The sequence below is a fragment of the Mesorhizobium sp. M0601 genome (assembly GCF_040320845.1).
Classification (GTDB): Bacteria; Pseudomonadota; Alphaproteobacteria; order Rhizobiales; family Rhizobiaceae; genus Mesorhizobium.
Genome location: NZ_JAMYQK010000001.1, coordinates 1 through 14,201, shown reverse-complemented (window position 1 = coordinate 14,201; position 14,201 = coordinate 1). Strand labels below are relative to the sequence as shown.

Below are 14,201 nucleotides of genomic sequence, written 5' to 3'. Positions count from 1 at the left end.
CTTCAACCGCGCTGCGCGGCCTGCTCGTCGCGCTGGCGCTGCACCTCGCGGCGTTTGTTTGCGAGCGAAGCGATGATCACGCCAACTGCGACGACCGCGATCAAGATGGTGCAGGCTGCGTTGATTTCCGGCGTCACGCCAAGGCGGACCTGGCTGTAGATCTTCATCGGCAGCGTCGTGGCGCCGGGTCCCGAGGTGAAGCTGGCAATAACCAAATCATCGAGCGACAGCGTGAAGGCCAGCATCCAGCCGGAGACGATAGCCGGCATGATAACCGGCAGCGTGATCTGGAAGAAGGTCTTCACCGGTGGCGCACCGAGGTCCATCGCGGCCTCTTCCAGCGAACGATCGAACGTGATCAGGCGCGATTGAACCACCACCGCAACGAAGCACATGGTTAGCGTGGTGTGGGCAAGCGTCACCGTCAGAAAGCCGCGGTCGAGGCCGACGGCGACGAAGAGCAGCAGCAGCGACAGGCCGGTGATGACTTCCGGCATGACCAGCGGCGCAAACACCATGCCGGAAAACAGAAGCCGGCCGCGAAAGCGCGTGTAGCGTGTCAAGGTGAGCGCCGCCAGCGTGCCGAGCACGGTCGCCACGCTTGCCGAGATGACGCCGACGCGGGCCGTCACCCAGGTGGCGTCCATCAGACCCCGGTTGTGGAACAGCGACACGTACCATTTCGTCGAGAAGCCACCCCAGACGGTGACCAGCTTCGATTCGTTGAAAGAGAACACGACGAGCAGGACGATCGGCAGGTAAAGAAAGGCAAAGCCGAGCACGATCGAAATGATGTTGAAGCGGCTCCAGGTCGCGTTCATTGGTCCTGCTCCTGGGCGCGCGCCTGGGCTCGCTGGAAGAGCATGATCGGCACGATCAGCAGCAGCAGCAAGATAACGGCGACGGCGGAGGACACCGGCCAGTCACGGTTGGCGAAGAACTCGTTCCACAGCGTTCTGCCGATCATCAGCGTCTGCGAGCCGCCGAGCAGGTCGGGAATGACGAACTCGCCGACGGCGGGAATGAACACCAGCAGGCAGCCAGCGATGACGCCGGGCAGCGACAGGGGGAAGGTGATCTTCCAAAAGGCGCTGGTCGGCGGACAGCCGAGATCCTTGGCGGCCTCGATCAGAGAATGGTCCATCTTCTCCAAGGACGAATAGAGCGGCAGCACCATGAACGGCAGATAGGAGTAGACGATGCCGATGAAGATCGCCGTATAGGTGTTGAGGATGATCAGCGGTTGGCTGATGATGCCGGTGGCGAGCAGCAGCTGGTTGAGCAGGCCCTCGGGCTTAAGGATGCCGATCCAGGCGTAGACACGGATCAGGAACGAGGTCCAGAACGGCAGGATCACCAGCATCAGCAAGGTCGGGCGAATCGTCGCTGGGGCGCGCGCCATGCCATAGGCTATGGGATAGCCGACCAGCAATGTCAGGACCGTCGAGATGGCGGCGACGATGACGCTCGTCACATAGGCATTGAAGTAAAGCGCATCCTGCGTCAGCCAGGTATAGTTGTCGAAATTGAGCGCGCCGAATTCCGAGATAAACCCGGAAATGCCGCTGCGGAAATCGAGCACCGGCGTGTAGGGCGGCATGGCGATCGCAGTCTGCGACAGCGAAATCTTGAAGACGATGATGAAAGGCACGAGAAAGAAGAACAGCAGCCAGAGGTAGGGGATGATGATGACGAGCTGGCTAACGAAGGCGGCTCCCAGCCTGACCAAGGCGGATTTGCCGGCAGCGCTTGCCGGAGAGCTTGTTGCGGCGGTGACAGCGGACATGATCAGTCCCTACCGTGTCAGGACGACGCCGGCGTCGGGGCGGAAAGAAACCCAGGCGCGGTCGTTCCAGGTCAATGGGTCCTCGGTGAGGCGTGCCGCGTTCATGGTGCTCGCCCGCACCACCTGACCGTCGTCCAGCCTGACGTGATAGACGGTCATGTCGCCGAGATAGGCTATATCGTAGACCTCGCCTTCGATGGCGTTGACGGCACCGGCCGGTTTCGTGGAGGACACCTTTATCTTCTCCGGCCTGATGGCGAAGGTAACCGATGTTCCGGCGGCGGCACTGCCGGCATTTTCGGTCCGGATGGTGATGCCGTTGCCGGCATCGATGCTCGCGCTGCCGGCCTCGCCAGCCGCGATCTTGCCGTCGAACATATTCACATTGCCGACGAAGCCGGCGACGAAGCGGGAACCCGGCGCTTCGTAGACCTCGGCCGGCGTCGCCACCTGCATCACCTCGCCCTTGTCGATGATGGCGATGCGGTCGGCCATCGTCATCGCCTCTTCCTGATCATGGGTGACGACGACGAAGGTGAGGCCGAGGTTCTGCTGCAGGTCCATCAGCTCGAACTGGGTCTCCTCGCGCAGCTTCTTGTCCAGCGCGCCAAGCGGCTCGTCGAGCAGCAGGACTTTCGGCCGCTTTGCCACCGAGCGCGCGAGTGCGACGCGCTGGCGCTGGCCGCCCGACAATTGGTGCGGTTTGCGCTTGGCGAACTGCTCGAGCTTGACCAGCTTCAGCATCTCGGCGACGCGCTTGTCGATGTCGGCCTTGGCCATGCCTTCCTGCTTGAGGCCGAAGGCGATATTGTTCTCGACCGTCATGTGCGGAAACAAGGCGTAGGACTGGAACATCATGTTGACCGGCCGCCGGTAGGGCGGAATGCCGCGCAGATCCTGGCCGTCGAGCAGGATGCGGCCGGCGGTCGGCTCCTCGAAGCCCGCAAGCATCCTGAGCAGTGTCGATTTCCCGCAGCCTGAGGCCCCCAGCAAGGCAAAGAATTCGCGTTCGAAAATGGTCAGCGACAGGTTGTTGACCGCTGTGAACTCACCGAATTTCTTGGTGACGTTGTCGAACTGGATGTATGGCTTGGCGTTCGGATCGTTCCATGGCGCAAAATCCCTGCGGATGCTGCCAAGCGATTTCATGTCCCACTCCGTCCTGCTGCTTGCCCCATGAGAAAGCGGCTCCGGCAACGGCTGCCGGAGCCTGGTCAGATTGCTATTGGCCGGTGACGATCTTGGTCCAGGTGCGGGTGATGATGCGCTGGGTCTTGGGATCGTAAGGCGATACGGTGTAGAGCTTCTGCAAGGTGGCTGCATCCGGATAGATCGCCGGATCTTCCAGGATCGCCTTGTCGATGAACTGCTGCGAAGCCTTGTTGCCGTTGGCATAGAGCACATAGTTCGACGATTTGGCGATCACTTCGGGCTTCATCATGTAGTTCAGGAACTCATGCGCTTCGGCGACATGCGCTGCACCGGCCGGGATCGCCATCTGGTCGAACCACATCTGGGCACCTTCCTTCGGCACCGAGTAGCCGATCTCGACACCCTGCTTGGCTTCGTCCGCGCGGTTGCGGGCCTGGAAGACGTCACCCGACCAGCCGACCGCCAGGCAGATGTCGCCATTGGCCAGGGCGTTGATGTATTCGGAGGAGTGGAACTTGCGGATATAGGGCCGGACCTTCAGCAAGGTTTCTTCGGCCTTGGCAATCTCATCGGGCGACGTGCTGTTCGGATCGAGGCCCAGATATTTCAGTGCCGCCGGTATGATGTCGGCCGGCGAATCCAGTACATAGACGCCGCAGTCCTTCAATTTGGCCAGGCTTTCGGGATTGAAGAACACGTCCCAGCTGTCGATCTTGTCGGTGCCGAGCGCTGCCTGCACCTTCTTGATGTTGTAGCCGATGCCGACCGTACCCCACATGTAGTTGATCGAATATTCGTTGCCGGGATCATATTTGGCGGTCCGTTCCATGACCGTGTCCCACATATTTGAAATGTTCGGCAGTTTCGACTTGTCGAGCTTCTGGAACACACCCGCCTGGATCTGGCGTGCAAGGAAATTGCCGCTGGGCACGACGACATCGTAGCCGCTGCCGCCGGCGAGCAGTTTCGTTTCCAGGATCTCGTTGGAATCGAAAGTGTCGTAGACGACCTTGATGCCGGTTTCCTTGGTGAAGTCGTCGATGATCGAACTGTCGATATAGTCCGACCAGTTGAAGACGTTGACGACGCGATCCTCGGCATGCGCGCCAAAGGTAAAAACTGCCAGAAACGCCGAAGTCGCCGAAAGCCAGAGCGCTTTGCGGGTCATGCTATTCTCCTTTGATGAGTGTTCCATCGCCAGCTCGTCGCGGCGTCCGCGCGGCTGGGCATTTGCTTCAAGGTATTGGGCTTGCAGGCAGGCGACAAGCGCGAATTGCCGGCGCCATTATGGTTCGGCGGCGAGCCGACAGCGAAGACCTGGCGTGGCGTTGGTGGAGTTCCGACGCCGTCGGAAGCTTTCGCTACGGCGCGGGCAGGGAGACGACGATATTGTCCGGCCTCAATGCGGCCGGCATGGAGACTTGGCAAGATACGCCTGTCTTGTTGTTGCCGTGATCGCAGCCTGCCCGCGCGGCTGCGACGTTGTCAATGGTTCATCTCGCTTTGACGCGCGCACTGCATCAATTAGGTGACGGCACACCGATGACGCCCGCTCGCGCGGGCCGCGTCTGGCGCTTGAACTCGAGCCCGATATGGACGAGGAGCGCGGTGACGACGACGGCACCGCCGACGATGGTACGCGCCGACGGCACCTCGGAATGAATGAGCCAGACCCAGATCGGGCCAAGGATCGGTTCGAACGTGCCGAGCAGCGCCGCCACAGCGGCCGGAACAAGCCGGGCACCGGTGGCGAAGAAGGCGAGACCGAGTCCCAGATTGATCACGCCAAAGGCAAAGAGGAAGCCCATATCGTGGCTGGAGACGCCCAGCGCCGACGCCTGCGATGCCGCAAAGGCGGCCGCCAGCATCGTGCCGAGGCAGGTCGCCGGCGTCATGCGCACATGGGCAAAGCGGCGCGTGATGACGGTGGCGATCGAGAACATGACAGCGATGAGCAGCGCCAGCCCGTCGCCGATTGGCGACACCGCGCCATCGAGCGATTCCGACACCATGATGGCGACGCCGACAATAACGGCGGCGATCGCCACCCAGGTCGCCACCGCCACCCGTTCGCGAAACAGCGCCCAGGCAAACAGCGCCGCCAGAAGCGGCACACCGGCCTGCATCAACAGGATGTTGGCGACGGTGGTATAGGCAAGCGCCACGACGAAAGAGGTCGACGCCGTGGCGAAGCAGAACGCCACCGCAAGGCCGGCCAGGCCCATGCCGCGAAACAGCTTCAGCGTGCCACGCCAGCCATCGCGCCAGACCATGAAGCAGAGCAGGAAGGCGGCGGCCCAGACCGAGCGCCAGAACACCACCGTCCAGCTGTCGGCGTTGTCGATGAAGCGCGCAATGCTGCCGCCGAAGCTCCACATCAACGCCGACAGGAATACCAGCAGGAAGCCGACGCGTTCGCCTTGCGGCGACACGATCGGCGAAGCGGCAACCGGAGATGATGCGGTATCGGTCATGGGTATGACTGTCGGCGAATTCGGAGCAGCACGATGTGCAATGGACGACAGAGACGTGCCTCATTCGCGTAACGCAAAGCAGAAGGCCGGGCGTGATCCAGTTCGATGTTCCGTTTGGCGCACTGATGAGGGCGCATCGCCCTCGCCCGGCGATGATCCGAGGCGACCTGTCGACGATGGCTTTACGACGTGCCCCTATTGCCGCGGATAAAGCGCCAGAGACCGGCCAGCGGAACCAGCAGGAGCAGGCCAAACTTTTTCAGCGCGATCAGCGCCACGACCAGAAACCTGCTTTCGCCGCCAGCTTGCCGGCAATCAGGCCACCGACGCCAATCGCCGCAACTGTATCGACGCCCGGCACGAAATCGGCGTATGTCTTGCCGGTATTGAAGTCCGCGAGGCCAAGCACTTCATCCAGGCTTTGCCTTATCTCCGGCAATTGTTCCACCGTCGCGATATAGCTCATCACGAAGACGCCCTCCCTGCCAAGGAAACGGACGTCGTAGTTGAGCGTATGGGCGGCATCGTTGCCAAATTGCAGCTCCTTGGCCCAGTGCAGGCGCTTGTGGGCCGCGTCATAAACCGGCGGCGACGCCCAGCCGATCAGCGTAATGGGCGCATAGCCATCCTTTACCCTCTGATCGTTGCCGGACAGAGTGTCTGACTGCATGTTGCGCAGCAGTTCATTGTAATCGATGGACGCGGCGTCGCTGTCGTCGACGTAACCGATCTTTTCCCAGCGCAGCTCTATCCCCCAATTGTTGTCGGCAATGGGATCATGGGAGACTGGAAAGATCATGCCGAGGGCATCGGAACCAGAGTCGGGCGGATTGCCCCAGGCTTCGGTGAGGACGGAGAGCGTGTCCTTCTTGTCCAGAAAATAGAACTTGTCCTTGAGGTCGAGATGGATGCCTTCGGCAAGATTTATCGCGCCGGTCTTCGGATCGATCTTGTCCAGGAACGCCTTGCCGGCATCATTATACTGTTGATAGGACTTGAAGAAATCCGAGGACTTTTCAGCCAATGCGGGATCGGCGGAAAACGCGAGCGCCAAGCCAAGCCAAAAAACTGTCCTGCCCATCATTGATCCCCCGACCGTTGCGCAGTTCTTTTTTTTGATACCGTACCGTCAATGCTGAATCAATATTCGGCTGAATCAATATTTTGGCCGAACCAATATTTTGGCCGGCAACCGCGAACCAGCTTACTGGTTGCCGCCGCAGGAACAGATGAGGTCCTTTGGTCGAAGATTCAGCCGCAATATTGCTGGAGCCGAATCACTGGAAATCGAACGCCGACAGTCCCGTGACCATCTCGTCGAGGCCGAGCGGACGTGTAACGGGTGGCTCGGCGCGGGCGAGGCAGCCGATGCGTTCGCACAGCCGGCAGGCAGGGCCGACCGGCGTAGCCAGCGCAGCGGCGCTCTGTCCGGTCTTGCCGATGGCGGCCGGCCCCGGCAATGCCGCTCCATAGACGACCTCGTCGCGAAAACCGATGTCGCAGCCGAGCAACAGCGCCGTGCGCCGCGGGCGCTCGGCAAACGAGCCCTGCGGCCCCTCGAGCGTGCGGGCAATGCAGAGAAACGCTGCGCCATCTGGCATTTCCACTGCCTCGACCAGGATCTGGCCGGGCTGAGCGAAGGCGGCATGGACCGGCAGCTTCGGACAGCCGCCGCCGAAGCGGCTTTGCGGAAAGCCGTGGCTGCCCGCCTTGCGGAAGCGATTGCCGGCATTGTCGATCTCGAGCATGAAGAACGGCACAGCCAGCGCACCCGGCCGCTGCAGGGTGGTCAGCCGGTTGGCCGCCTGCTCGAACGAAACGCCGAAGCGCGACCGCAACATGTCGATGTCATAGCGGGCGCGGACCGCCGCCGCGTGAAAAGGCTGATAGGGCATCATCAGCGCGTGCGCGGCATAGCGGCCGAGCTCGAAACGCGCCAGCCGGCGGGCTTCGTCGGTGGTCAGCTTCAGCACCTGGATCTCGGCGGCGACAGCGACGCTCATGCGGATCAGGCAGGCCTCCATCGCCACCTCGCGCAGTTGATCGAATGGCGACAGCCGCTCGGACAGGAACAGGCGCTGCGAGTGACGGTCATAGCGACGCCGCCAGTTGGGCATGGTGGCGACCGGCAGTACCTTGACGACGATGCCGAATTCACGCCGCAGCCAGGCCTTCAACGCACTGAACAGATCGTCGCCGGGATCGAGCACCGACGTGAATGCCTCGGCTTCCTCTTCGAGCGCGGCAAAATGGTTCGGCCGGCGTTCGAAAATCTCATGCACCTCGTCGATCGGCAGCCTGGCACCGGAGAGGGCGGTGGCCTTGCCGTCACGCGCGAGCAGTTCGTTGAGATCGGATAGCCGCTCGGCCTGCTCGCGATAGGCGCGAAACAGCTTTATGACGGCAGCGGAGGCGTTGGGCGCCGCCTCGGCAAGCTCGATGAGTTCCTGGTCGCCCGGCAGTTCGCCGGCCAGCAACGGATCTGAAAACACTTCCTTCAAGTCGGCAACCGACCCCCTCGCCTCGCCTTGCAATTCGTGCGGGTTGACCTTGTAGACAGTTGCCAGTCTCAGGATCAGTTGCACCGTCAGCGGCCGCTGGTTGCGCTCGATGAGATTGAGATAGGACGGCGAGATGCCGAGCCCTTCGGCCATCGCCGTCTGGGTCAGCCCCTTGGCGTTGCGGATGCGACGAATGCGCGGCCCGGCAAAGATTTTGTGGTCGGCCAATCGACTGCCCTTGACAGAAATTTACATCCGCTGATGGCATGGCGGCGTTTTACAATCATGACAAATTTACAGCTCACATCAGTCAAACACAACACAGGTTTTCTCTTATTTTCTGGCTAACCTGGAGGTTTACCTCGCTTGCGTCGTGCCGGCATGTAAATGATGTCACACATGGCGCACGCATTTTTCCTCTGCGACGCCTTCCGAAAACCGGCATCAAAACCGCCTGGAGTGACCAATGACCGACTTTTACAACCTTGTCCCGTCGGCGCCGCAAGGCCGCTTTGATGGCATCGAACGGCCCTATTCGCCGGAGGAGGTGAAGCGGCTGCGCGGCTCGGTGCAGATCCGGCAGAGCCTCGCCGAAATGGGGGCAAACCGGCTGTGGCAGCTCATCCATGAAGAGGATTTCGTCAACGCGCTGGGTGCCATGTCGGGCAACCAGGCGATGCAGCAGGTGCGGGCGGGGCTGAAAGCGATCTATCTGTCGGGATGGCAGGTCGCCGCAGATGCCAACACCGCTTCCGCGATGTACCCGGACCAGTCGCTCTATCCCGCCAATGCGGCGCCCGAGCTGGTCAAGCGCATCAACCGCACCTTACAGCGCGCCGACCAGATCGAGACTTCGGAAGGCAAGGGGCTGTCGGTCGACACCTGGTTCGCGCCGATCGTCGCCGATGCCGAAGCCGGCTTCGGCGGGCCGCTCAACGCCTTCGAGATCATGAAGGCGTTCATCGAGGCGGGTGCGGCCGGTGTCCATTACGAGGACCAGCTGGCTTCGGAGAAGAAATGCGGCCATCTCGGCGGCAAAGTACTGATCCCGACCGCCGCACACATCCGCAACCTCAACGCGGCGCGGCTTGCCGCCGACGTCATGGGCACGCCGACGCTGGTCGTGGCGCGCACCGACGCTGAAGCGGCAAAGCTCTTGACCTCCGACATCGACGAACGCGACCGGCCCTTCGTCGATTATGGCGCCGGCCGCACGGCGGAGGGCTTCTACCATGTCAGCAACGGCATCGAGCCCTGCATCGCTCGCGCCGTCGCCTATGCGCCCTATGCGGACCTGATCTGGTGTGAGACTTCCAAGCCCGATCTGGCGCAGGCCAGGACGTTTGCCGAGGGCGTGCGCAAGCATCATCCAGGCAAGCTGCTTGCCTATAATTGCTCGCCGTCTTTCAACTGGAAGAAGAATCTCGATGACGCGACGATTGCGAAATTCCAGAAGGAACTCGGCGCCATGGGTTACAAGTTCCAGTTCATTACGCTGGCCGGTTTCCACCAGCTCAATTTCGGCATGTTCGAGCTCGCCCGCGGCTACAAGGAGCGGCAGATGGCAGCCTATTCGGAACTGCAGGAGGCGGAATTCGCCGCGGAAGCCAATGGCTACACCGCCACCAAGCACCAGCGCGAGGTCGGCACCGGCTATTTCGACGCCGTCTCAATGGCGATCACCGGTGGCCAGTCCTCGACCACGGCCATGCATGGATCGACCGAGCACGCCCAATTCAGGCCGGCGGCGGAATAGCGGAACAGCAGACAAACAGAGGGAACGCCCAAGCGGGCATGGCAACACAACAGGCAAGGCAACACAGGGAGAAGACCAATGGCATCGATAAGCCGCGTCAAGGAACGGGCCGAAGAGCAGGCCACCAGCATGAATGTCGACCAGCAGGCGACCATCCGCATGCTGGCGAACGATCTGCACAGGCTCAATCAGTCGGTAATGAAGGCGGTCGAGGCCGGCGTCTCGGTCGAACTGGTGCGCTCGGCACGGCACCATGGCGGCGATGGCAACTGGGGCGATCTGCTGATCCCGGTCATCGTCACGCAACGGAGCCACGACTGATGAATTCTACCGCACCGCGCCTTTTTTGAGCGCATGTTATCGCACCCCGCACGCCGCGGCTCTGCCTAGTTCGGCAGAGCCGCTAGTGCAACGATTTCAATGACAAGATCAGGCTGCGCAAGTGCTGCAACGCCGATAACTTCCGAGGGCGGCGGGTTGTTGTAGCTGCAGTGCTTCGGGCAGTGCTCGGCAAAGAATTCGTCCAAGACGTCCAGGCGAAAATTAGGAGAGCTCAGAACGCCGCCATCGGGAAATGGCCCCTTAACAAAGAAGGTCAGCCGGATGAGATGCTCGAGCGCAGTGCCAAGCTCTTCCAGATCTGATTTGATGTTGGTGAGAATTGCGCGCCACTGCGCGGCCGCACCGCCGACCGCGCCGCCGCCGCTTTTGCCGATCGGATCGTAGTCCTCGGCGGTCGCGGTGTTTCCGGAAAGGTAGACAAACCCCTTCGCGCCGGTAACGACCGTACCCTTTCCCCATGGCATCAACCGGCCATTTTTGAATTTCTTGTGAGTCACGAGTTCCATTGTCATCTCCCGTCGATCAAAGAGACGTAGCCAACGAGGAAGGGTAGTCCGGCGAGGCGATGCGACAAGCTCGCGACAGACTTGCCTCGACTTCATCCAACCTTTCGTCAATCTGGCTATAGCTGCTAGTTGACGCGTTCGCGCTGCACAGCCAAACTTAGCTGAGCCTGCCCGGTTGTGGTGGCGACTTCTCCTTTCGAGCGGCGGCAAAGAAAAGCACTTAATTTTAATTTTAATGTTTCTTGAGATATTCTCCTGATACGCCATTTGAGCTTGACATGAGCAGTGATCTCACGCCAATTACCTCTCGAGTTTCAACCCTGCATTGAAACATTGAACAACGGCCTGCCCCGCCATGTGCCCTGCGAATCGCGACATCGAGACTGCAAAACAGCTGCCTTTCGTCAGCCGGGACGTAGAGACGCGGATGCTCCCGGATTTCTCGCGGGTGCTGGTGGTCGGAAAATCACCGATCAACCGCGTCGTGGTTTCAAAAATCGTGGAGCGGTCCGGCCTCAAACCGATCTCGGAAACTCCCGAAACCGCGGCAAAGGCCTTGCACGCGCTGATTCCCGGGACTGTCGTTCTCGACGGCGGTGCGGAGAACGGGGACTGCGACGCCTTGCTGTCGGGTATCGATGCACTGCGAAGGGCGTCAGGCAGATCGCTTCCGTCGGTGATCCTGCTTTCAGTCAAGACCGGCACGCCGGAGAGCCTGGGCCTGTCCAGCGTCATCGACGCAGTGGTCGTCAAGCCGATCACCACCGAACGGCTGCAGCCGGTGATCGACCGGCTGATCGCAATTAGCCGCAATTGACGCCTACCGTGATGCCTCGGCTGCAGACCTGATCAATCAATCTCGCCGATACGCTCGATCAAGCCCGGCAGTTCACCGAGATTGGCTATCTGGCGAAAGCGTGGTGCCGAGACCGGCGGCTCGACATGTTCCAGCACCCAGGTCAGATCATGCGGAACGTGGATGCCCCAACTGCCGGCTTCGATGGCCGGCACGACGTCCGATTTGAGCGAGTTGCCGACCATCATGCCCTTTTCCGGGCCGTCGCCGTGGCGGGTGAAAATGCGGCTATAGGTGGCCGCGCTCTTGTCGCTGACGATCTCGACGGCATCAAACAGCTCGCCCAGCCCGGATTGCGCGAGCTTGCGTTCCTGGTCGAACAGGTCGCCCTTGGTGATCAGCACCAGGCGGTAGGCGCCGGCCAGCTTTTCCACGGTTTCGCGCGCATGCGGAAGCGGCTCGATCGGATGGCTGAGCATCTCGCGGCCCGCGGCGAGAATTTCGGCGATAGTCGAGGCCCGCACCTGGCCGTCGGTGACGTCGATCGCCGTCTCGATCATCGACAGCGTGAACCCCTTGATGCCGAAGCCGTAGACCGCGAGGTTGCGCTTCTCGGCCTCCAGCAATCTTGCTGAAATCCGGTCCTCCTCGGCGTGATCGGCGAGCAGTGCGGCAAAGCGCTTCTCGGTCACGCGGAAGAACTGTTCGTTCTGCCACAGCGTGTCGTCGGCATCGAAGCCGATCGTTGTCAGTTTGCGGCTGTGTTGCATTCGACGTCTTCAATTGCGGCGTTGCGGGACGCCGACCCTAGACCAGGATGTTTTTATCCGGAAGTCGTTGTGTTTCCCCGGCTAGTCGAGGCGGACGCCAGCCGGCTCCCCTTCCCTTTCGTCGCCGGCAACGGCTATACTCCACAATCTGCAACAAATCTGGTGATTGATGCCGCCTGCAAAAAAGGAAGTCCGTCCGTCGAGCCGCGGAGGACGCGCCCGCACGCCTGCCTTCGTGAAAAACCAACGTGGCGTCAAGAACTGGAAGGAAGTCAGCGCCTGGCTGGAATGGCGCGGCATCGAAGATATCGAATGCATCACACCCGACCAGGCCGGGGTTGCGCGCGGCAAGATGATGCCATCGAAGAAGTTCACCTCCAACACCTCGCTGGCGCTGCCTTCGGCGGTGTTCATGACAACGATTTCCGGCGGCTATCCGGAGGACGGCAACGGCTTCCACTATCCGGAGGACGACGGCGACCTCAAGCTGATGCCTGACCTCTCGACGCTGACGGTGGTGCCGTGGGAGGAGGACCCTACCGCGGCGGTTATCTGCGACCTCGTCCACCAGGACGGCCGCTCGGTCGAGTTCACGCCGCGCAACGTGCTGAAGCGCGTGCTTGCCGCCTATGACAAGCGTGGGCTGAGGCCGGTCGTGGCACCCGAGATCGAGTTCTACCTGGTGCGCAAGAACCCCGATCCGGACTATCCGCTGACCCCGCCAGTAGGTCGATCGGGACGGCCGATCGGCGGCGGCGCCGGCTATTCGATCGCCGGGGTTAACGAATTCGACGAATTGATCGACGACATCTACCATTTCTCCGAAAGCCAGGGCCTGGAGATCGACACGCTGATCCACGAGGAGGGCGCCGGCCAGCTCGAAATCAATCTGCGTCACGGCGATCCGATCGAGCTCGCCGACCAGGTGTTCATGTTCAAGCGAACCATCCGCGAGGCGGCGCTCAAGCACGAGATCTACGCCACGTTTATGGCCAAGCCGATCCAAGGGCAGCCCGGTTCGGCCATGCATATCCATCAGTCGATCATCGACAAGAAGACCGGCAAGAACGTCTTTTCGGCGGAGGACGGCTCGGAGACCGAGGCCTTCTTCCACTTCATCGGCGGCATGCAGAAACATGTGCCCAACGCGCTGGTGATGTTTGCGCCCTATGTCAATTCCTACCGGCGGCTGACGCAGTCGGCCTCGGCGCCGGTCAACAACAAATGGGGCTACGACAACCGCACCACGGCCTTCCGCGTGCCTCGCTCCGACCCGGCGGCGCGGCGCGTCGAAAACCGCATCCCCTCCTCCGACGCCAACCCCTATCTGGCGCTGGCGGCATCGCTTGCCTGCGGACTGATCGGCATGACCAACAAGATCAAGGCCGAGCCGCCGGTTCTGACGACCGCCAACGAGGACCAGATCGACCTGCCGCGCAGCCTGCTCGAAGCCGTCGACCTGTTCGAGGCAGACGAAGAACTCGGCGCGCTGCTCGGCAAGTCATTTGCCGCCACCTATGCGGCGATCAAGCGAGCGGAATTCGAAACCTTCATGGAAGTGATCAGCCCGTGGGAGAGGGAGTATTTGCTGCTGAATGTGTAGTAGGGGAGTAGGGGAGTAGGGCAATATGGCAGTAGGGCAGTAGGGCAGTAGGGCAAGGATGACGGACAAGATCGCATCTTACAGGGATCTGATCGTTTGGCAGCAAGCCATGGACCTAACAGTTGCAATCTACCAGGTGACAAGGACTTGGCCGAAAGACGAGATCTACGGGCTGACGGGTCAGGTGCGTCGGGCAGCAACGTCGGTGCCCGCCAACATCGCCGAGGGTTACGGCCGAGAAAGCCGAGCTTCCTACCAGCAGTTTCTCAGGATCGCCCAGGGATCACTCAAGGAACTGGAGACACACCTTTTAATCGCGCAAAGGGTTGGAATTACCTCTCGCGAGGCCGTCGAGTCACTGATGCCCCACAGCGAGAGCGTAGGAAAGCTCTTGCGGCTTCTGATCCGCAAGCTGTCGGCTGAATAGACACCTACTGCCCTACTGCCCTACTGCCCTACTGCCAAAAAGGGCTATACCCGTACACACGGACACCCCTACGCCCCAGCTCCCGGAG

Annotated in this window: 14 protein-coding genes; 5 read left to right on the top strand and 9 right to left on the bottom strand. The window is 61.2% G+C overall.

The genetic code is table 11. The annotated features are described in order from the left end of the window. Nucleotides 1-2 precede the first annotated feature (2 nt). The 7 genes from NKI41_RS00070 to NKI41_RS00040 form a co-directional block, all read right to left on the bottom strand. Nucleotides 3-821 carry an ABC transporter permease gene (locus tag NKI41_RS00070; protein WP_023677454.1) on the bottom strand — a complete coding sequence of 273 codons (819 nt, stop codon included), beginning with the start codon at nt 819-821 and terminating at the stop codon, nt 3-5. Then, a complete protein-coding gene (locus NKI41_RS00065) occupies nt 818-1,786 on the bottom strand; it encodes an ABC transporter permease subunit (protein WP_352502073.1) in 969 nt (322 codons plus the stop codon). Before NKI41_RS00065 ends, NKI41_RS00070 begins: the two co-directional genes overlap by 4 nt. A gap of 9 nt (nt 1,787-1,795) precedes the next feature. Beyond that, nucleotides 1,796-2,935 (bottom strand): ABC transporter ATP-binding protein, encoded by a 1,140-nt coding sequence (locus tag NKI41_RS00060; protein ID WP_023677452.1) that lies wholly within the window; start codon nt 2,933-2,935, stop codon nt 1,796-1,798. A 73-nt stretch (nt 2,936-3,008) separates the two neighbouring features. Beyond that, the gene (locus NKI41_RS00055; RefSeq protein ID WP_352472707.1) at nt 3,009-4,106 is read right to left on the bottom strand and encodes a polyamine ABC transporter substrate-binding protein; all 1,098 of its coding nucleotides are present in this window, start codon (nt 4,104-4,106) and stop codon (nt 3,009-3,011) included. A 352-nt stretch (nt 4,107-4,458) separates the two neighbouring features. Continuing rightward, nucleotides 4,459-5,412, bottom strand: a complete 954-nt coding sequence (locus NKI41_RS00050) for a DMT family transporter (protein WP_352680813.1) — start codon at nt 5,410-5,412, stop codon at nt 4,459-4,461. A 268-nt stretch (nt 5,413-5,680) separates the two neighbouring features. After that, nucleotides 5,681-6,493 carry a DUF2167 domain-containing protein gene (locus NKI41_RS00045; protein ID WP_352680812.1) on the bottom strand — a complete coding sequence of 271 codons (813 nt, stop codon included), beginning with the start codon at nt 6,491-6,493 and terminating at the stop codon, nt 5,681-5,683. Nucleotides 6,494-6,689: 196 nt separating this feature from the next. Continuing rightward, nucleotides 6,690-8,141, bottom strand: coding sequence for a helix-turn-helix domain-containing protein (locus tag NKI41_RS00040; protein ID WP_352680810.1), 1,452 nt, complete (start codon nt 8,139-8,141; stop codon nt 6,690-6,692). 238 nt (nt 8,142-8,379) lie between these two features. On the opposite strand from NKI41_RS00040, the gene aceA reads away from it, so the two are divergent. Further along, the gene (gene aceA / locus NKI41_RS00035) at nt 8,380-9,669 is read left to right on the top strand and encodes an isocitrate lyase (RefSeq protein WP_352680808.1); all 1,290 of its coding nucleotides are present in this window, start codon (nt 8,380-8,382) and stop codon (nt 9,667-9,669) included. A gap of 78 nt (nt 9,670-9,747) precedes the next feature. Then, nucleotides 9,748-9,990, top strand: a complete 243-nt coding sequence (locus NKI41_RS00030; RefSeq protein ID WP_023719402.1) for an SMc00767 family acetate metabolism repressor — start codon at nt 9,748-9,750, stop codon at nt 9,988-9,990. A 65-nt stretch (nt 9,991-10,055) separates the two neighbouring features. Here the strand turns inward: NKI41_RS00030 and NKI41_RS00025 are convergent, their stop codons facing one another. Next, nucleotides 10,056-10,517 (bottom strand): RidA family protein, encoded by a 462-nt coding sequence (locus NKI41_RS00025; RefSeq protein ID WP_352472712.1) that lies wholly within the window; start codon nt 10,515-10,517, stop codon nt 10,056-10,058. A 427-nt stretch (nt 10,518-10,944) separates the two neighbouring features. Here NKI41_RS00025 and NKI41_RS00020 point away from each other — a divergent pair, with 427 nt between their 5' ends. Then, the gene (locus tag NKI41_RS00020) at nt 10,945-11,334 is read left to right on the top strand and encodes an ANTAR domain-containing protein (protein ID WP_245274728.1); all 390 of its coding nucleotides are present in this window, start codon (nt 10,945-10,947) and stop codon (nt 11,332-11,334) included. A gap of 32 nt (nt 11,335-11,366) precedes the next feature. On the opposite strand, the gene NKI41_RS00015 is transcribed toward NKI41_RS00020, so the two are convergent. Continuing rightward, the gene (locus NKI41_RS00015; protein ID WP_352472713.1) at nt 11,367-12,083 is read right to left on the bottom strand and encodes an HAD family hydrolase; all 717 of its coding nucleotides are present in this window, start codon (nt 12,081-12,083) and stop codon (nt 11,367-11,369) included. 169 nt (nt 12,084-12,252) lie between these two features. On the opposite strand from NKI41_RS00015, the gene NKI41_RS00010 reads away from it, so the two are divergent. Beyond that, complete coding sequence (locus NKI41_RS00010; protein WP_352457076.1) at nt 12,253-13,686, top strand: glutamine synthetase family protein; 1,434 nt, start codon at nt 12,253-12,255, stop codon at nt 13,684-13,686. 58 nt (nt 13,687-13,744) lie between these two features. Then, nucleotides 13,745-14,113 carry a four helix bundle protein gene (locus tag NKI41_RS00005; protein ID WP_352502066.1) on the top strand — a complete coding sequence of 123 codons (369 nt, stop codon included), beginning with the start codon at nt 13,745-13,747 and terminating at the stop codon, nt 14,111-14,113. Nucleotides 14,114-14,201 lie beyond the last annotated feature (88 nt).